This is a genomic window from Streptomyces sp. CB01635 (genome assembly GCF_002803065.1).
Lineage (GTDB): Bacteria > Actinomycetota > Actinomycetes > Streptomycetales > Streptomycetaceae > Streptomyces.
Genome location: NZ_NNBL01000028.1, coordinates 69834 through 87903 on the forward strand (window position 1 = coordinate 69834; position 18070 = coordinate 87903).

Annotated in this window: 18 protein-coding genes; 6 read left to right on the forward strand and 12 right to left on the reverse strand. The window is 70.6% G+C overall.

Translation table 11 applies throughout. The features are described 5' to 3' along the window. Positions 1-62: 62 nt before the first annotated feature. The 3 genes from CG723_RS38655 to ilvA form a co-directional block, all read right to left on the reverse strand. Entirely contained in the window at positions 63-905 is an 843-nt protein-coding gene (locus CG723_RS38655; RefSeq protein WP_100598229.1) for an ABC transporter permease, read from the reverse strand. Beyond that, positions 902-1915, reverse strand: a complete 1014-nt coding sequence (locus CG723_RS38660; RefSeq protein WP_100598230.1) for an ATP-binding cassette domain-containing protein — start codon at positions 1913-1915, stop codon at positions 902-904. The genes CG723_RS38655 and CG723_RS38660 overlap by 4 nt, the downstream gene beginning before the upstream one ends. A 165-nt stretch (positions 1916-2080) precedes the next feature. Continuing rightward, positions 2081-3310 carry a threonine ammonia-lyase gene (ilvA, locus tag CG723_RS38665; RefSeq protein ID WP_100598231.1) on the reverse strand — a complete coding sequence of 410 codons (1230 nt, stop codon included), beginning with the start codon at positions 3308-3310 and terminating at the stop codon, positions 2081-2083. A 166-nt stretch (positions 3311-3476) separates the two neighbouring features. Here ilvA and CG723_RS38670 point away from each other — a divergent pair, with 166 nt between their 5' ends. From CG723_RS38670 to CG723_RS38680, 3 genes are all read left to right on the forward strand, one after another. Beyond that, positions 3477-3977, forward strand: a complete 501-nt coding sequence (locus CG723_RS38670; RefSeq protein ID WP_100598232.1) for a MarR family winged helix-turn-helix transcriptional regulator — start codon at positions 3477-3479, stop codon at positions 3975-3977. Between the two features lie 106 nt (positions 3978-4083). Further along, entirely contained in the window at positions 4084-4575 is a 492-nt protein-coding gene (locus tag CG723_RS38675) for a sigma factor-like helix-turn-helix DNA-binding protein (protein WP_100598233.1), read from the forward strand. After that, the gene (locus tag CG723_RS38680) at positions 4572-4823 is read left to right on the forward strand and encodes a hypothetical protein (protein ID WP_100598234.1); all 252 of its coding nucleotides are present in this window, start codon (positions 4572-4574) and stop codon (positions 4821-4823) included. The genes CG723_RS38675 and CG723_RS38680 overlap by 4 nt, the downstream gene beginning before the upstream one ends. A 33-nt stretch (positions 4824-4856) precedes the next feature. Here CG723_RS38680 and CG723_RS38685 read toward each other — a convergent pair whose 3' ends face one another. Further along, positions 4857-6029 (reverse strand): cystathionine gamma-synthase, encoded by a 1173-nt coding sequence (locus tag CG723_RS38685; RefSeq protein WP_100598235.1) that lies wholly within the window; start codon positions 6027-6029, stop codon positions 4857-4859. A 91-nt stretch (positions 6030-6120) separates the two neighbouring features. Here CG723_RS38685 and CG723_RS38690 point away from each other — a divergent pair, with 91 nt between their 5' ends. After that, positions 6121-7230, forward strand: coding sequence for a hypothetical protein (locus tag CG723_RS38690; RefSeq protein ID WP_100598236.1), 1110 nt, complete (start codon positions 6121-6123; stop codon positions 7228-7230). A gap of 197 nt (positions 7231-7427) precedes the next feature. Here CG723_RS38690 and msrA read toward each other — a convergent pair whose 3' ends face one another. Then, a complete protein-coding gene (gene msrA, locus CG723_RS38695) occupies positions 7428-7940 on the reverse strand; it encodes a peptide-methionine (S)-S-oxide reductase MsrA (RefSeq protein WP_100598237.1) in 513 nt (170 codons plus the stop codon). Positions 7941-8237: 297 nt separating this feature from the next. On the opposite strand from msrA, the gene CG723_RS38700 reads away from it, so the two are divergent. Continuing rightward, entirely contained in the window at positions 8238-8654 is a 417-nt protein-coding gene (locus CG723_RS38700) for a hypothetical protein (protein WP_100598238.1), read from the forward strand. 211 nt (positions 8655-8865) lie between these two features. On the opposite strand, the gene CG723_RS38705 is transcribed toward CG723_RS38700, so the two are convergent. The 4 genes from CG723_RS38705 to CG723_RS38720 all read right to left on the reverse strand — a co-directional run bounded on the left by CG723_RS38705 (position 8866) and on the right by CG723_RS38720 (position 11936). After that, positions 8866-9804, reverse strand: a complete 939-nt coding sequence (locus CG723_RS38705; protein WP_100598239.1) for a hypothetical protein — start codon at positions 9802-9804, stop codon at positions 8866-8868. A 143-nt stretch (positions 9805-9947) separates the two neighbouring features. After that, complete coding sequence (locus tag CG723_RS38710) at positions 9948-10343, reverse strand: helix-turn-helix domain-containing protein (protein WP_100598259.1); 396 nt, start codon at positions 10341-10343, stop codon at positions 9948-9950. Positions 10344-10415: 72 nt separating this feature from the next. Next, positions 10416-10769, reverse strand: coding sequence for a DUF1330 domain-containing protein (locus CG723_RS38715; RefSeq protein WP_100598240.1), 354 nt, complete (start codon positions 10767-10769; stop codon positions 10416-10418). 126 nt (positions 10770-10895) lie between these two features. Further along, positions 10896-11936 (reverse strand): NAD(P)-dependent alcohol dehydrogenase, encoded by a 1041-nt coding sequence (locus CG723_RS38720; RefSeq protein WP_100598260.1) that lies wholly within the window; start codon positions 11934-11936, stop codon positions 10896-10898. Positions 11937-12084: 148 nt separating this feature from the next. On the opposite strand from CG723_RS38720, the gene CG723_RS38725 reads away from it, so the two are divergent. Then, entirely contained in the window at positions 12085-13008 is a 924-nt protein-coding gene (locus tag CG723_RS38725; protein ID WP_100598241.1) for a helix-turn-helix transcriptional regulator, read from the forward strand. A 6-nt stretch (positions 13009-13014) separates the two neighbouring features. Here CG723_RS38725 and CG723_RS38730 read toward each other — a convergent pair whose 3' ends face one another. The 3 genes from CG723_RS38730 to CG723_RS38740 all read right to left on the reverse strand — a co-directional run bounded on the left by CG723_RS38730 (position 13015) and on the right by CG723_RS38740 (position 18067). Further along, on the reverse strand, positions 13015-13785 hold the full coding sequence (locus CG723_RS38730; RefSeq protein ID WP_100598242.1) for a group II truncated hemoglobin: 771 nt from the start codon (positions 13783-13785) through the stop codon (positions 13015-13017). 137 nt (positions 13786-13922) lie between these two features. Then, on the reverse strand, positions 13923-17228 hold the full coding sequence (locus CG723_RS38735; RefSeq protein ID WP_234374729.1) for a S8 family peptidase: 3306 nt from the start codon (positions 17226-17228) through the stop codon (positions 13923-13925). 152 nt (positions 17229-17380) lie between these two features. Further along, on the reverse strand, positions 17381-18067 hold the full coding sequence (locus tag CG723_RS38740; protein WP_100598244.1) for an ABC transporter ATP-binding protein: 687 nt from the start codon (positions 18065-18067) through the stop codon (positions 17381-17383). Positions 18068-18070 lie beyond the last annotated feature (3 nt).

Below are 18070 nucleotides of genomic sequence, written 5' to 3' on the forward strand. Positions count from 1 at the left end.
GAAGGCCCCCGGCGCGTGCTGCGCCGGGGGCCTTCGTGCGTTCGCGCTCGGGGCCGTGTCCGTCAGGCCGTCGCGTTGCGGTACTTGCGGACCGAGAGCGTCCGGAAGGCGACGATGATCACGACGGACCAGAGCAGCGAGGCCCACACGGGGTGCTGCATGGGCCAGGCGGGGGAGTCGGAGACGCCCGGGTTGCCGAACAGCTCGCGGCAGGCCTGCACCGTGGCGCTGAACGGGTTCCAGTCGGCGATGTGGCGCAGCCAGGGCGTCATCTGGCTGGAGTCCACGAACGCGTTCGAGATGAACGTCACCGGGAAGAGCCAGACCAGCCCGCCCGACGTGGCCGCCTCGGGGGTGCGTACGGACAGGCCGATGAGGGCGCCGATCCACGTGAACGCGTATCCGAGGAGGAGCAGCAGGCCGAAGGCGCCGAGGGCCTTCGGGAGGCCCTCGTGGATGCGCCAGCCCACCAGGAGCGCGACGATCGCGAGGACGAGCAGGGTCAGGGCCGTCTGCACGAGGTCCGCGAGGGTGCGTCCGGTGAGGACGGCGCCACGGGACATCGGCAGCGACCTGAAGCGGTCGATGAGGCCCTTGTGCATGTCGTCGGCGATGCCCGCGCCGGCGCCCGCCGTGGCGAACGTGACGGTCTGGGCGAAGATGCCGGCCATCAGGAACTCGCGGTAGACCGCGGGGTCGGTGGTGCCCCCGATGTTCATCGAGCCGCCGAACACGTAGCTGAACAGCACCACGAACATGATCGGCTGGATCAGCCCGAAGATGACGACCTCGGGGATCCGCGTCATCCGGATCAGATTGCGCTTGGCGACGACGAGGGAGTCCCTGGCGGACTGCACGGGGCCGCCCGCGGGGCGGGGGGCGAGGGTCTGGGTGACGGCGCTCACTTGACGGCCTCCTTCTTCCGCTTGGACTGCCTGGCGGCGCCCGCCCCCGAGCCGTTCTCGTCCTCCTTCTCCTCGGCCACGTGGCCGGTCAGGGAGATGAAGACGTCGTCGAGCGTGGGCCGGCGCAGACCGATGTCGTCGATCTCGATGCCGCGGGTGTCCAACTCCCTGATGACCTCGGCGAGGAGCTTGGCGCCGCCGGAGACGGGGACGGTGAGCTTGCGGGTGTGCTGCTCGACGGTGGTCTCGCCCTTGCCGAACCCGGCGAGGACCTCCGCGGCGGGCGTCATGTGCTCCCGCTCGTGGACCACGAGCTCGACCCGCTCGCCGCCGGTCTGGGCCTTGAGCTGGTCGGACGTGCCGCGCGCGATGACGCGGCCGTGGTCGATCACGCAGATGTCGTGCGCCAGGTGGTCGGCCTCTTCGAGGTACTGGGTGGTGAGCAGCAGCGTCGTGCCGCCGGCGACCAGCTCCTGGATGACCTCCCACAGCTGCAGCCTGTTGCGCGGGTCGAGTCCCGTCGTCGGCTCGTCCATGAACATCACGGGCGGCGAGACGACGAGTGCGGCGGCCAGGTCGAGCCGGCGGCGCATGCCTCCGGAGTACGTCTTCGAGGTCCGGTCGGCGGCGTCGGTGAGGTTGAACCGCTCGAGCAGCTCGGAGGCGCGCGCCTTCGCCTCCTTGGCCTTCATCTGGTACAACTGGCCGACCATTTGCAGGTTTTCACGACCCGTCAGATACTCGTCGACCGCGGCGAACTGGCCGGAGAGTCCGATCGAGCGCCGCACCTCGTTCGGATGCTTGAGAACGTCGATGCCCGCGACGACGGCCTTGCCGCTGTCCGGCGTGAGCAGCGTCGTCAGACAGCGCACGGCAGTGGTCTTCCCCGCCCCGTTCGGACCGAGCAGGCCGAGGACCGTGCCCTCCGGGACATCGAGATCGACGCCGTCCAGAGCCTTGACGTCGCCGAAGGTCTTCACCAGACCTTCGGCGTAGATGGCGCCTGGCATGTGGCTTCCCCCATGGGTTGTGGGTGACCTGTTTGGTTGCCTTGCTCAGGAAAGCTTAGGTATGTCCGCCTGGGCACGCCCGACGGATTGGTGACGTGCACCACAAGGTATCGCGATACATCGCGTCTCATCAACTGGTTTTCCGTAATCTCCCGGCTCCGCCGGTCAGTCGATGACGAGGTAACCCGCGTCCCGCAGCGCCGCGCCCACCTCGGCGCAGTGCACCGGCCCCTTCGTCTCCAGGTGAAGCTCGACCTCGGCCTCCGTGAGCCCGAGCCGGGGATCGGTCCGTACATGGCTCACGTCGAGGACGTTGGCGTCGATCACCGACAGCACGCCGAGAAGCGTGGCCAGGGCGCCGGGACGGTCCGTCAGACGCAGCCGCAGCGACAGATAACGTCCGGCGGCGGCCATGCCGTGGCGCAGGATCCGCTGCATCAGGAGCGGGTCGACGTTGCCGCCCGACAGCAGCGCCACGACCGGGCCCTCGAAGGAGTGCGGGTCGCTCAGGAGCGCCGCGACCGGGCTCGCCCCGGCCGGTTCGACGACCAGCTTGGCCCGCTCCAGGCAGAGCAGCAGCGCGCTCGACAGCTCGTCCTCGGAGACCGTACGGACCTCGTCGACCAGCTCCTGGACCAGCTGGAACGGCACGTCACCGGGCCGCCCCACCCTGATGCCGTCGGCCATCGTCGCCGGATGGGGGATCGACACCGGCCGCCCGGCCTCCAGTGAGGGCGGGTACGCCGCCGCGCCCGCCGCCTGCACGCCGATCACCTTCACATCGGGGCGCATCGCCTTGACCGCCACCGCGACGCCCGCGGCGAGCCCGCCGCCGCCGATGCCCACGACGATCGTGCGCACCTCGGGGCACTGCTCCAGGATTTCGAGGCCGACCGTGCCCTGTCCGGCGATGATGTCCGGGTGGTCGAAGGGGTGGATGAACACGGCGCCCGTCTCGCGCGCGTACTCCTGCGCCGCCGCCAGCGTCTCGTCGACGACCTGCCCGTGCAGCCGCACCTCCGCGCCGTAGTCACGGGTCGCCGCGACCTTCGGCAGGGGCGCGCCGACCGGCATGAAGACCGTGGAGCGTACGCCGAGGAGAGAAGACGCGTGCGCTACACCCTGCGCATGGTTTCCGGCACTCGCGGCGACCACGCCCGCGGCGCGCTCCTCGGGAAGCAGGCCCGCGATCCTGACGTACGCGCCGCGCAGCTTGAAGGAGCCGGTCCGCTGGAGGTTCTCGCACTTGAGGTGCACCGGCGCCCCGACCAGCCCGGAGAGGTACCGGCTGCCCTCCATCGCCGTCATCCGCGCGACCCCCGAGAGCATCTTCTGCGCGCCGCGCACATCGTCCAGGGTCACCGTCGGCAAGGAGTCAGCCGTGCTGTAGCTCATGACGGCAAGTCTCGCAGCTCACGCCGTACGGCTCCTGGTGTGACCACGGTCCGAGACTGGTTTGCGCAGCGTCGGTACGACCCGCCTTCCGGCCGCGTACCCTGTCCCCCAACCCACCACCCCCGCATGAAGTGAGCCCCCGGCCATGCCCACACCACCGGAAACGATGGACATGACGACCGCCGGCGACACCGGCCTCCTCGAAACGCTCCAGCACGAGGTGGCGGTCTTCGCCCGCCGTGCCGAACAGACCCGGCTCGGCGGGGTCGGGCAGGTGCGCAACTCGATGGACCGAGCCGCGTATCTGCTGCTCAACCGCCTGGACAAGGAAGGCCCGATGGGCGTCAAGGCACTCGCCGCGAGCATGGGCATCGACTCGTCCACGGTGACGCGTCAGGTCGCGCCGCTCGTCGACACGGGCCTCGTCAAGCGGACGTCCCACCCGGAGGACGGACGCGCGGTCGTCCTCCAGCTGTCGCCGCGCGGCCTCGCCCGGCTCGACGAGGTACGCACGTCCAGGCAGTCCCTGATGGCCGAGTTGACGCAGGAGTGGACCCCGCAGGAGCGCGAACAGTTCTGCGCGCTCCTCACGCGCTTCAACACCGCGCTGTCCGCGCGGCAGGCGGGCGGGCCCGCCCCGTCCGGGGAAGCCGCTCCCGGCTCTTGACCCCGGGCCCGCACCTGCCCTCATATGAGACCGGGCCCCTGTCGTACGCGGCCGGGGCCCGTCCCGTCCCAGCGACCGGCCGCCGAGCGGCCCGGCTGGAGGTGCGGTGCGAGAACGGCGCGCGTTCCAGGACGCCCGCCGGGCCCGGGAGTTCGAGGCGTTCGTCGCGGGCGCGGCAGGGCGGCTGCTCCATGCCGCGACCCTGCTCACCACGGAGCCGGCCGACGGCAACCCGCGCGCGCGGAAGCTGCTCGTCGCGGCGCTCGCGCAGACGTACGCCTCCTGGGACCGGCTGCGCGGTGAGGACCCCTACGACCGTGCCCGCAAGGAGCTCGCCCTGCGCTTCGCCCGCGCGGCCTGGCACCAGCACCGCGGGTACGGCGGCGTACTGCGACACCTCGGCCCGCAGGCTCGCCTGATCCTCGTGCTGCGCCTCTACGAGGGGGTCGGCGAGGAGCAGGTGGCCGCGCTGCTCGGGCTCCCCATGGAGCGCGTACACGTGATCCACGCGCGCGCCATGGCACTCGTCCTGCACCCGCCGCGCGGGCCCGCCCCGGCCCTTGAGAACGCGCCGTCCCTGGAGGAGGTGCCGTCATGAACGCACAGGCCCGCACGGAACGCGAGGTCCGCGCGATCCTGGAGGCCGCTCAGGGAGCGCTGCCGCCCGGGATCCACACCGAGGCGGTACGCCGGGGCGGGCGGATCCTGCGCCGCAGGAGGGTGCTGCGCCGCCTGATGTGGCTGGCGCTGTGCCTGGCGATGACCGCGTTCTTCGTATGGGCCCTGCTGGCCAGGCCCTGGGTGGAGCCGCCGTCCGGGACGACTCCACCACTCACGGGCTGGTGACCGCGCGCCTCCTCGCGGCGGCCATCCTCGGTATCAGCCGAGCGCCTGCTGGAGGTCGGCAAGCAGGTCGTCGGCCGACTCGATGCCCACGGAGAGACGTACGAGATCGCTGGGCACTTCGAGCGCCGAGCCCGCGACCGAGGCGTGCGTCATGCGTCCCGGGTGCTCGATCAGGGACTCCACACCGCCCAGGGACTCGCCCAGGGTGAACAGCTTCGCCCGGTCGCAGACCGCGACCGCGGCCTCCTCGCCGCCCTCGACCTGGAACGACACCATGCCGCCGAACGCCTTCATCTGCTTGGCGGCGACCTCGTGACCGGGGTGCTCCGGGAGGCCCGGGTACAGAACACGCGTCACGCGCGCGTGCCGGGAGAGCATGTCGGCGACCCTCGTCGCGTTCTCACTGTGCCGGTCCATGCGCACGGGCAGCGTCTTGATGCCGCGCAGCACCAGCCACGCGTCCATCGGCCCGGCGACGGCGCCCATCGCGTTCTGGTGGTACGCCAGCTCCTCGCCGAGCGCCGGGTCGGCGACGATCAGCGCACCGCCGACGACGTCCGAGTGACCGCCCATGTACTTCGTCAGGGAGTGCACGACGACGTCCGCGCCGAGCGCCAGCGGCTGCTGGAGGTACGGGCTCGCGAAGGTGTTGTCGACGACGAGCCGCGCCCCCGCCTCCCGCGCGACCTGCGCGACGGCGGCGATGTCGGTGATCCCGAGCAGCGGGTTGGACGGCGTCTCGACCCAGATGACCTTGGTCTTCGGCGTGAGTGCCGCGCGCACGGAGGCCGGGTCGCTGGTGTCGGCGACCGACCACTCCACGCCCCACCGCGAGACGACCTTCGCGAACAGACGGAACGTGCCGCCGTACGCGTCGTTCGGGATCACCACGTGATCGCCGGGGCTGAGCAGCGTCCGGAGAAGGCAGTCCTCGGCGGCGAGCCCGGAGGCGAACGCGAGGCCGCGGCGGCCGCCTTCGAGGGCGGCGAGGTTCTCCTCCAGGGCGGTCCTGGTCGGGTTGGCGCTGCGGCTGTACTCGTAGCCGCCGCGCAGCCCGCCCACGCCGTCCTGCTTGTACGTGGAGACCTGGTAGATCGGGGGGACAACGGCGCCGGTCAGGGGGTCGGCCGTGTTGCCCGCGTGAATGGCCACGGTCTCGAACCCGTGACCTCCGTGGGTGTTCTGGCTGTTGTGCGTGTCGCTCATGCGGCCAGAGCGTAGTGCGCGCACGGGCCGCGCGGCGGCCCTACCGGGCCTCATTCGCCAATTGTCCGACCCTTCTGGTTCGCTTGTACGCATGGGAATTCTCTGGGTCCTGATGGCAGTGGTCATGTTGGGGGCGGTGCTTGGCCCGTACCTGCTGCGCAGGCGCGGCGGCATACGCCAGGTCGCGCCCGGTTCGCCGGACGCGGCGGACCCCGCGGAGTACGGCTTCATGCGTCAGGAGGACCTGGACGTGCGGCTCCCGGGCCCCGACCAGGACCTGTTGAACGTGATGTCGGTGGTCCAGCGCAACCAGGACTTCACCGCCGCCAAGCAGCTCCTCGCCGGCACGGGCAAGGAGAGCGAGCAGCGCTGGGAGCGCGTGCAGGCGATCGCCGGCGCCGCCGCCCTGGAGCTCGCGCAGACTCCGCGGCTCGGTGCCGGGTGGCTCCACGCGTGGCGTGCCCAGGACCTTAAGGACCCGGGCGGGGCACAGGTGTTCGCGGAGTTCCTCGTCCAGCAGGCCTGGCGGAACGCGGGCGGTGAAGCGCAGGCCGACGAGCGGCGGATCATCCTGGAGGAGGCCAGGTCGGCCTGCGAGGACGCGGCGCTCCTGGCCCCCGGCGACCCGGTCCCCCACATCACACATCTCGCCGTGGCCCGCGGCCTCGGGTACTCCCAGCACGACTTCGAGCAGCTCTGGCTCAAGATCCTCGACACGGCGCCCGGCCACATGGGCGCCCACCTGGCGGGCCTGCGGTACTGGTGCGAGAAGTGGCACGGCTCGCGCGAGCTCGCCTTCTCCTTCGCCGAGGCCGCCGCCGCGCGCGCCCCGCGCGGCTCGCTCCTCGCCGCGCTCCCCCTCTTCGCGCTCTACGAGCACCTGCCCGACGTCAATCTGGTGCGCAGCTTCTACCAGAGCGAGGTCGTCACCAAGTCGATCCACGGCGCGCTCTTCGCCGTCCAGGCCGCCCGCCCGGACGACCCGATGCTCGCCCACGTCCGCCACCTCCTGGTGTTCTTCCTGGTCCGCTGCGAGCGCTGGGCCGAGGCGATGGAGCAGCTGCTCCACGTCGACGGCCACGTGGGCGCGCTGCCCTGGACGACGGGCTCGGACCCGGCGGCGGACTACGCGGTGTACCGGGCGCTCGCGGTCGCGGGCTACGAGGCGAACGGCGGGAGCCCGGCGACGCTGCGCCACTGACCGCTCTACGCGGCCCGACGCTCAACTGCTGCGTCTCGACCAGAGGTTCTGCTCTCGGCCCGGCATTCCCCGAATGTCTCCCGCCGCCGGCACCCTTCGTCCACAGCGGGGCGCCCCCAAACCCCGCCAGCGCGAGCACGGCCCGGCTGCGGAGCCTCGGCCAGCCAGCCTCCGCCTTCCGCCGGGCCGCCTCGCGGTCAGCCCTCCGCGCGGGCGGGCAGCCGCCATCCCGGGCGCGGGAAGTGGCAGGTGTAGCCGTCCGGGTAACGCTGCAGATAGTCCTGATGCTCGGGCTCGGCCTCCCAGAAGGGGCCGACCGGCTCTACCTCGGTGACGACTTTGCCCGGCCACAGCCCGGAGGCGTCCACATCCGCGATCGTGTCCTCGGCGATCCGCTTCTGCTCGTCATCCACGTAGTAGATCGCCGAGCGGTAGCTGAGACCGATGTCGTTGCCCTGGCGGTTCTTGGTGCTCGGGTCGTGGATCTGGAAGAAGAGCTCCAGGATCGCGCGGAAGTCGGTCCCCTCGGGGTCGAAAAGGATCTCGATGGCCTCCGCGTGAGTGCCATGGTCACGGTACGTCGCGTTCGGCACGTCACCCCCGGTGTATCCCACCCGGGTCGCCGTCACACCCGGGAGTCGGCGGATCAGGTCCTCCATCCCCCAGAAGCATCCGCCCGCCAGCACGGCCCTCTGCGTCTGCGCAGCCATTTCGGCCCCTCCAATATCTGTCAGCTCGGTCACTCGGGGTACTCGGCTCGCACACCGCCGGCAACCCACGCCCACTTCGTCAACGCGCGAGGGCTCCAAGCGATTCCGCGCCACTCCAACCGTCGCTGCCCGGATGGGTCACATGGCGGCACAGGCTCGCCGGCACTGGCGTCCCTTGCCCGATCGGCGTGGCGAGGGCTGAGGGCTGACAACACCTGTCAGCCGATAGGTGATCACTTTCGGTCAAGGTTCTCCTGGGCCGCATGACAGCGCCGCTCCGTTGCCACGATTTCCCTCATGGCGACTTCGGGGGCAAAGAGCGGGCGATTCGGCGGACTGGACCAGTGGTGGGGCGTCCTGGCCGGCGCTCTTCTGATCGCAGCCTGGATCAACTCCGCCGCTGGTCCGACGGTCATCATCACGCTGTCCGCGGCCGTACTCGTATGGTGCTTCTTCCAAGCCCCCGTGACGTGTGGCGCGCCTGTGCGAGGACGAGCGGACGGCTGCCGCAACAACGCCTCGGGACTACTGCTGGGCTGCCACATTCACCAGCACCGGTGGCAGAAACTCAAGATGCTGATCTTGCGGCGACAGGTGCGCGCGTTCTGCTCCGGTCTGTTCTCGGACGGCAAGGCGGCGATCGTCACGCTGGCCGGCGTGGGCAGCTTCATTTCAGGCCTGGCCGCTCTGGTCCCAGATGTGATCATCAAATGACGGCACCCGTTCCCGAACCCCCTCCTCCGTCGCCGTCCCGGTCATCGGGTGGTCCAAGGCTGGCCAGGTCACGGCCAAGGCGCCGCATGCGTTCAGCATGCGGTCCCGGCGGCGGGTGGCATAGCGGGATGTGCCCTTTCCTAGGCAGAGGCGCGGCGGGCGATGCAGGCGTAGGCGGGGTGGCGCTCGCCGCATCGGTGGGCGGGCGGGGTCAGGAGTGGCCGCCCGAGGCGCGCAGTGCCGTCGCGTGGTGGCGCAGAGGCTCGATCTCCTCTGTGGCGCGCTCCAGTTCGGTCAGCCAGGTCCGTATCCGGGTCTCGTCCGCGGCGTACTTCTGGCACTCGCCGAGCGCCGCTACAAGGACCTTGAGCTTGTTCTCGTAGACCGTGACGTAGTCGTCCATCGCCGTGCGGGCCGGATGGACCGTGGAGTTGAAGAGCACGCCGACGCTGTCGCCGCCGGACGGCGCCAGTTCGCGCACGCGGTCTGCCATCCGGGACAGGCGTTGCCTGATCTCGTCGGGGCTCTCCCAGACCGGAGGCCCGTAGGCCAGTACCCGGACGGATTCCCATGCCGTCGTCGCCCGGCCCTTCTTCGACCTGCCGCAGTCGAGCGTCAGGCTCACCCCGTAGAAGTCCCTGCCCCGCTCCGCCTCCGCCGCGACCAGGGACACGACGAATCTGTCCGCAGTGCCCGCGGGGATCAGCTGGTTGATGGAGTGGCGATAACTCCCCTCCCTGAGAGGGAAGTTGACGGCATACGCGGCGCTCGGGCCCATGCTTCGCTGCTGCGCCGGCAGGGGCGCCGTGATCGTCGCCCCGGGCAGGACGAGCACGAAGGGCAGATCGATCGGGGGGACGTGGAGCAGGCCCTCCACGTCCACCTGCACGCGTCGCACGACGCCGTCCAGGTCGCCCCCGTTACGTACGACGATGTCCAGGACCGGGCGCTCCGGGACCAGTTCGCCCAGGACGTGCGCGTCCGCGTCCCGCTCCGCGAGCACCGTCTCCGCGTCCATGACCGTGACGTCGAAGACGCTGATCACCCCGTCCTGCCTACGCCTGGCCCGCAGCGTCGCCCACGCCGCGATGACCGCGCCGACGGCCGCCGCCACGACTGCCCCGACGACCCCGATGACCGCAACCCACATCGCGCTCCCCGCCCCCGCTCCCCGACTCCCCATCGCCGCACGTCAGATGCCCGTACGCCCGGCAGCCGTCACAGCCGCTCTCGCAGCGTAGGCGCGACCACTGACAACGGGCTCCTCGTACGCGAGTGTCCGAGGCGGCGTCCTCAGGCCGCGAGGCGTACCTCGCCCTGGCGCGGGGCGGCCCGGCGGACGGTGTGGCCGGCGGGCGGCGTCGCGAGGCGGAGCAGTTCGGACCGGCCGAGGGCCAGGACGTCGGCGAGACCGAGGCCCAGGGCGTGGGCCGCGGCCGCCAGGACCTCGGACGACGCCTCCTTGAGGCCGCGCTCGATCTCGGAGAGGTACGGGAGGGAGATCCGGGCCGCGTCGGCGACGTCCTTCAGCGTGCGTTCCTGGGCGAGGCGCTCGCGGCGCAGGACATCACCCACGATGTCGCGCCAGAGCGGCTCCTTGGGCGGCACCCCGGCGGGCTCCGCCGGGACCGGGCGCAGGGCCGGGCGCAGAGGGATGACGCGGGCCTGGTTCGACACGTGGCTGCTCACGGGTTCAGCGTAGGAGCGGCGCACGCCGTGCGGCGCATCGTTCTGCCCGCGGCAGAAAACGACGCCCCCACGTCATAGGCCCCGTCCCGCCTCCGCCCGCATCCGCGCCGCCGTGGTCGACGGGTCGTAGTCCCCCGGAACCCCCTCCACGAAGATCAACTCGCCCTCCAGGTTCCGCGTCCGCAGCGGTATGAGCTCCTGGTAGGCGTCGGATTCGTACCAGCCGTGGACCGCGGCCTTGTCCGGGAACGAGATGACGACGACGCCCCCCGGCCACGAGCCCTCGATGTCCTCCAGCCGGGCGCCGTGCACGAGGAAGCGGCCGCCGAACGGGTCGAGGGTCGACTGGATGCGCTCCATGTAGTCGAAGACCTCTTCGTTCGGCACGGTGGTGTTGCGCAGGGCGGCGATGGCGTAGGCGGTCATGGGGTCCTCCCCGGCAGGATCGGTTCGATGACTCGATCCTGCCGGGGGACGGACGGACCGTCGATTACGCCTGAGGTAATGACCTGGGCAATGCCCCGGACAAGGCCCCGGACAACGCCCGAGGGATCAGATCGTCGCCGCGTCGATCACGAACCGGTACCGCACGTCGCTCGCGAGCACGCGCTCGTACGCCTCGTTGATCTGGCTCGCCTCGATCAGTTCGATCTCGGCGCCCAGGCCGTGCTCGGCGCAGAAGTCGAGCATCTCCTGGGTCTCCTGGATGCCGCCGATGCCGGAGCCCGCGAGGGACTTGCGGCCCGCGATCACGGAGAACAGGTTGATGGAGATGGGCTCCTCGGGGGCGCCCACGTTCACCAGGGCGCCGTCCGTCTTCAGGAGCGAGAGGAACGCGCCGAAGTCGAGCGGGGCCGAGACCGTCGACAGGATGATGTCGAAGGTGCCGGCCAGCTCCTCGAAGGTCTTCGGGTCGCTGGTCGCGTAGTAGTGGTCGGCGCCCAGCTTGAGGCCGTCCTCCTGCTTGCGCAGGGACTGCGACAGGACGGTCACCTCGGCGCCGAGCGCGTGCGCGATCTTGACGCCCATGTGGCCGAGGCCGCCCATGCCGAGGACGGCGACCTTCTTGCCGGGGCCCGCGTTCCAGTGCTTGAGCGGGGAGTACGTGGTGATGCCCGCGCACAGCAGCGGCGCGGCCTCGTCGAGGGCGAGGCCCTCGGGGATGCCGACGGTGTAGTTCTCGTCGACGACGATGTGGGTGGAGTAGCCGCCGTAGGTGGGCTCGCCGTTCTTGTCGAGGGCGTTGTACGTGCCGACGTTGCCCTTGGCGCAGTACTGCTCGAGGCCCGCCTTGCAGTTGTCGCACTCGCGGCAGGAGTCGACCATGCAGCCGACGCCGACGCGGTCGCCGACGGCGAACTTGGTGACGCCGGGTCCCACCTCGGTGACGATGCCGGCGATCTCGTGGCCGGGGACCATCGGGAAGATGCCCTCACCCCAGCCGTCGCGGGCCTGGTGGATGTCGGAGTGGCAGATGCCCGCGAACTTGATGTCGATCAGGACGTCGAACTCGCTCACCGGGCGGCGCGGAATGGTGGTGCGCTCCAGCGGGGCCTTTGCGGAGGGTGCGGCGTAGGCGCTGACGGTGGTGATCTCTGAGGTCATGCGTCAAGCCTGCCCCAGCCGGAGGCATCTTCCGAGCTCAGGGCCTTGCCCCGCTTTGCGTACGCCCACTGGTCCTACTACTGGCGGGGTCAGGATCACCTTCGTACGCCTGTGGCTGCCCGGCGATACTTGAGGCATGGACGATGACGGGACCCGCGCCACCCCGGCCGCCGGCGAGCCGCTGGACCGGCGTGCCGAGCTGAGCGAGTTCCTGCGCACCCGGCGGGCCCGGCTGAAGCCGCAGGACGTGGGGCTGCCGGACTTCGGGCGGCACCGGCGCGTGCCGGGCCTGCGCCGCGAGGAGCTGGCGCAGCTGGCCGGCGTGTCGGTGGCGTACTACACGCGCCTGGAGCAGGGGAACGGGCGGAACGTGTCGGCGGAGGTGCTCGACGCGATCGCGCGCGCCCTGCGCCTCACGGACGCCGAGCACGCGCATCTGACGCATCTCGCGAAGCCGAAGCAGCACAAGAAGACGAAGCGGTCCGCGAGGCCCCAGCAGGTGCGGGTCGCGCTGAGTCAGCTCCTGGAGACCCTGGACGGCGTCCCGGCGTACATCGGCGGGCCGCGCTCGGAGATCCTCGCGTGGAACCGGATGGCGGCGGCGCTCTTCGGTGACTGGAGCGAGCTGCCGCCGCGCGAGCGGAACTGGGCGCGGCTCGTCTTCCTCGACCCCGCCTACCGCGACCTGTTCCTGGAGTGGGACTCCAAGGCGTCCGACATGGTCAGCTATCTGCGCCTGTATGCGGGATGCCACCCGGACGACCCGGAGCTGTCGGCACTGGTCGGTGAGCTCTCCGTCAAGAGCGAGGAGTTCAGGCGGCTGTGGGCGACGCACGACGTCAGGGAGAAGAGCCACGGCGTGAAGCAGATGCGGCATCCGCTCGTCGGTGACCTGGCGCTGATGTACGAGACGCTGCACCTGCCGGACGACGAGGAGCAGTTCCTGGTCATGTACCACGCGGAACCGGGCTCCCCGTCGGCCGAGGCGCTGCGCCTCCTCGCGAGCTGGGGCACGGACGCGGTACGGGCCGGCCAGGGCCAGGATCAGGCCAAGGACTGAGCGGCTCTACGGCTGGTAGGGCGGCGCCGCCCCCCAGTTCCACAGCGGTACGGGCTGCTCGGCGGGCCGGGCCGCGTCGGGGCCCGAGAAGTACACGGCGAGCCGGGTGCCCCACTCGATGTAGGCGCTGAACGCGGAGCGGAACTCGGCGTCGGCCGGCAGGCCCGCCTCGTCCGCCGCGTCCTGCATCAGGTTGACCCAGCGGCGGCGCTGCGGCTCCGTGATGTGTTTGCCGATGTGCTTGGCGACCATGTGGCTGTGACCGCCCTGCTGTTCGGAGTAGGCGGCGGGGCCGCCGAAGACCTCGCCGATCCACAGGGCGACGTGCCCGGCGTGCTCGGGCGGGAGGCCCGCGAAGAGAGGGCCGAGGAGGTCGTCCTTGAGGACCTTGGCGTAGAACACGTCGGTGAGCCGCGCGAAGGCGTCGGCGCCGCCGGCCCAGTCGTACAGGCTCGGGACGGACGCGCCGGTGCCGCGCACCGACGTGGGCTTGTAGTGGCGCATCTCGTCGATGTTCCCGACGTACGGCCTGATCTCGGCGAGGAAGTCCTGGAAGAGCTCGGACTTGCGGAAGCCCTCGATGTGGTCCTCGGTCGAGGTCCAGGTGATGCGCAGGATGAAGTGCTCGAAGTCCTCTTCGCAGCGCGCCAGTTCGTAGTCCACGCACTGGGGCGCGGCGGCGAGCCGGACGGCGGCGCGCGTGTAGGCCGCGAGGAACTCTGCGGACCGGTTCTCGGGGATCCGGTAGCGGATGTACTCGACTGTCTGCGTCGTCATGGCAGTCATCACAACACGGGTGGCCCGCCCCGGCCATGAGGCCGGGACGGGCCACCCGGGCTGTCAGCGCTGGGCGTAACGGGCCATGCCCGTCACTACGCCGGCGGGCGTAGTGCGCCTACGCCACACGACCGCGGCTACTTGCCGTAGTACGCGTTGTAGACCGAGATCGTCGACTTGTTGCCCTTCTTGTCGGCGATCTTGGCGTGGAAGGAGACGGCCTTGCCCTTGGCCGGGTTCTTCACGGTGACCTTGCCGTTCTTGACGTCCAGCTTCTTCCACGTCTGGCCGTAGTCGTAGGAGACGTACACGGACAGCGACTTGAGGTTGCTGCCCGCGGCCGCGCCCTGGACGGTGACGGGGACCGACTGGGTCTTGTCGGCGGGGGCGGTGCTGTCGAGGCCGACGGCCGCGTCGAAGCGGGCCGTGGACAGCGGCAGCCTGGCCGCCTCGTCGGAGGAGGCCGGCTTCTTCGAGCGGAACGTCCAGCTGGCGTCGACGCGGGTGGAGGCCGCGGCGATCTTGACGCTGCGCTTGATGGACGTCGACAGCTTGTACTCGGCGTCGCCGGAGGTGACCTTGAAGGGCTTCTCGCCGACCAGCGGGTCGTCGTTCTCGCCGACCTTGGTGCTGCCCTTGTAGAGCGTGGTCTTCACCGAGAGGTACTGCGAGTAGCCGGCGTGGGTCTTGCCGTCGGCGTACATCGGCAGGTTGCCGTAGATCTCGTTGCCGTCGCGGTAGACGCCGTAGTCACCGCCGATGCGGGGGCCGAAGACGCCGGTGTTGAACGTCTTCTCGTACGCCTTGCCGCCCTGGAACGACTGGGGCGTGCCCAGCGTGTAGGAGGCCTCCTGGGTCGGGAAGCCGTCGCTGTCCTCGGGGCCGTTCTGCGAGAACTCCAGGCCCCACTTCACCTTGTCGCCGGTGGACAGGTGCAGGGTGCGGGTGCCGGGGAGCTTCTGGTCGACGGCGGCGGACCAGCCGCCGGAGCTGACGGGCAGCATGCCGATCGCGCCGATGGAGCCGGTCTTGTCCTTGGCCGCTCCGCCGAGGCCGACCTTCACCGTGGCCAGGTCGTTCGCCGTGTAGTGCTTGGTGTAGCCGGTGGCGAGCTTCTTGACGGTGCCGCCGGAGACGGTGTCGTACTCGGTGTCGGCGCCCTTCGTCCACACGCCGGTCCACTGCTGCTGGAGCTTGATGCCGGTCGGCTCCGGGCCGATGCCGGCGGTGCGGAAGTTGGTGGTGTACGAGTCCAGGAGCCAGCCGTAGCTGGACGAGGAGTCGGCGGTGTCGACCGTGAACTCCGGCGCGGCGAGGACGCCCTTGGCGGCGGCGTCGGGGACGGTCACGGACACGGGCTTGGTGGTACGGGCGTCGAGCGTGACCGTCGTGTTCCGGGTGACGTCCAGCTTCGGCTGCACCAGCCAGTCGGCGCCCTTGGAGAAGTCCTCGGGGTCGGCCACCAGGTACTCGTTGAGGATGTAACTGCCCTTGGGGACACGGACCTTGACGGTGCCCGAGGCCGGGTCGTAGGCGTTGAAGTACGCGTCCGTGCCGATGCCGGCCAGGGACGTCTCGTAGCCCTGGGCGTCCTTGCCGTCGCGCCCGATGTGCTTGAGCGTCACGTCGTACGACTCGACCTCGCGCTGCACGGCGGCCGCGGTGCGCACGGACTGGCCGCCGCCCGTCGCCACGACGTACGCGGAGTACGCGCCGTCGACCGTGCCGCCGAGCTTCGTGTTCGCGGTCAGGTCCACGGAGGCGGTGCCGCCCGCGGGGACGGTCACCTTCGCCGCGCCGAGCTTGAAGAAGCCGGCCGGGGCGGCCTGGCCCTTCGGGTTGGTGCCGGTGGCCGTCAGGTCGAGGGTGACGTCCTTGTCACCGGTGTTCCTGTACGTCACCTTCTTGGTGATCGCGGCATCGTCGGTGTGCGGCCACTGAGCGACACCGAAGCTCACCGAGACGGGCTCGGCGAACACGGTCTGCCCGATGGCCTTGTCGACCTGGATGCGGCCCGAACCCTGCTCGAAGGGCGTGTACTTGCCGCCCTTGGTGGAGCCGGTCAGGACGCCCTTGAGCTGGGCGGACTTCCAGTCCGGGTGCTCCTGCTTGAGGATCGCGGCGGCGCCCGCGACGTGCGGGGTCGCCATCGACGTACCGGAGATCGTGAGGTAGCCCGCGGGGTTCTCGCCGACTTCCCTGTCGATGACGCTGCCCGGGGCGGCGGCGGCCGTGATGTCGACGCCGGGGGCGGTGACGTCCGGCTTGACGGCGCCGTCGCCGATGCGCGGGCCGCGGCTGGAGAACTCGGCCAGCTTGTCGTTGCCGTCGACCGCGCCGACGGTCAGGGCCGCGTCCGCGCTGCCCGGGGAGCCGACGGTCGAGTCGCCGAACTCGCCCTCGTTGCCCGCGGCGATGGCGAACAGGATGCCCTTCTCGGCGGACAGCTTGTTGACCTCGGCCTCGAGCGGGTCGACCTCGGGGGTGTCACCGCCGCCGAGGCTGAGGTTGACGACGTCGGCACCCTGGTCGGCGGCCCACTCCATGCCGGCGAGGATGCCGGAGTCGTCGCCGAAGCCGTCGTCGCTGAGGACCTTGCCGTTGAGCAGCTTGGCGCCAGGGGCTACGCCCTTGAACTTGCCGCCCGACTTGGCGCCCGTACCGGCGGCGATGGACGCGACGTGCGTGCCGTGGCCGTAGCGGTCCACGGCGTCGGCGGAGGTGGAGAAGTTCTTCTCGCCGACGACCTGGCCCTTGAGGTCGGGGTGGGTCGCGTCGACGCCCGTGTCCAGGACGGCGATCTTGACGCCCTTGCCGTCGTAGCCGGCCGCCCACGCCTTGGGGGCGCCGATCTGCGGGACCGACTTGTCCAGGCTGGCCTTGCGCACGCCGTCGAGCCAGATGCGGCTGATGCCGGAGGCGGCAGAGCCCCGGGAGGTCGTGACGGCGTCCCAGAGGCGGGTGGCGTCCTGCTTGGGCGTGGTGACGGCGTCCGCGTTCAGCGACTTGAGGGTCCTGCGGACCGTCGTGTCACCGGCGTCGCGCACGTCGGCTCGGGCTGCGGTCGCGGTGCCCTTGTAGCCGACGATCACCTTGAGGCCGTGCTTCTGCGCCTTGCGGTTGGCCGACTTGGAGAGCTCGGTGACGTCGAAGAGCCGCTGGTCGAGCTTGCCGCTCGCGACCAGCCGCTGCGCGTCGGCCGGCACCACGAGGGTGTGGCCGCCGACGGTGCGCGTCTGCGCGGGGATGTGCTCACGGCCCTTGGCGTGCTGGTAGCCGACCGGCTTCCCCTTCGCGTCGAGGGTGACGCGGTCGCCGGTGATGAGCGTGATGTGCTGGTCGGGCGAGGCCTTCGCCGTCTCGCCGGACTGCGCCACGGGGGCGGCGGCCACGGCCGGGGCGGTCAGACCCGCGGTGAGGACGACGGCCGCTGCGGCGGCCACAGTCGTGGCGCTCAGTCTCTTCGAGGTTATTCGTGCCTGTCTGTGCAACTTTCCCCCTGGTGACGGTAGTTCACCGGTGGGAGGCCCAGGCGGACCCCCCTGCAAAGAGATGATGCAGGGGGGTCACCGGTTGTGCACCGAAGCGATCGAAATCAGCCAGCTTTTGAGTTTTCCGTGATGGTGATCCGGCCCTTGCGGATGGTCGCGAGCCGGGGCGCCCTGCGGGCGATCGACGAGTCGTGGGTGACCATGATGAAGGTCAGCCCGTGCTCCTTCCACATGGTCTCGAGCACGTCCATGATCTCGTCGCGCATGGACTCGTCGAGGTTGCCGGTGGGCTCGTCGGCGAGCAGCACCTTGGGGTTCTTGACGAGGGCGCGGGCGATGGCGACGCGCTGCTGCTGGCCGCCGGACATCTCCCCGGGCAGATGGCCGAGCCGTTCGCCGAGGCCGACCGAGTTCAGGGCCTGCGCGGCGCGTTCGCGGCGGTCTGCGGCCTTGAGGCCGAGCGGCACGAGGGCCGTCTCGACGTTCTCCTGGGCGTTGAGCGTCGGGATCAGGTTGAAGCTCTGGAAGACGAACCCGATGGACTCGGCGCGGAACTTGGTGAGCCGCGCCTCCGGGAGCTTCGCCAGGTCGACGCCGTCGAGCTCGATGCTGCCCGCGGTCGGCCGGTCGAGCCCGCCGAGCATCTGGAGGAGGGTGGACTTGCCGCCGCCGGTGGGGCCCTGGATGACGAGCCGGTCGCCGTCGCCGATGGTCAGGTCCACCCCGGCGAGCGCGTCGACGGTGTCCTTGCCGCGCCGGTACTGCTTGGTGACGCCTCTCAGCTGATACATGGT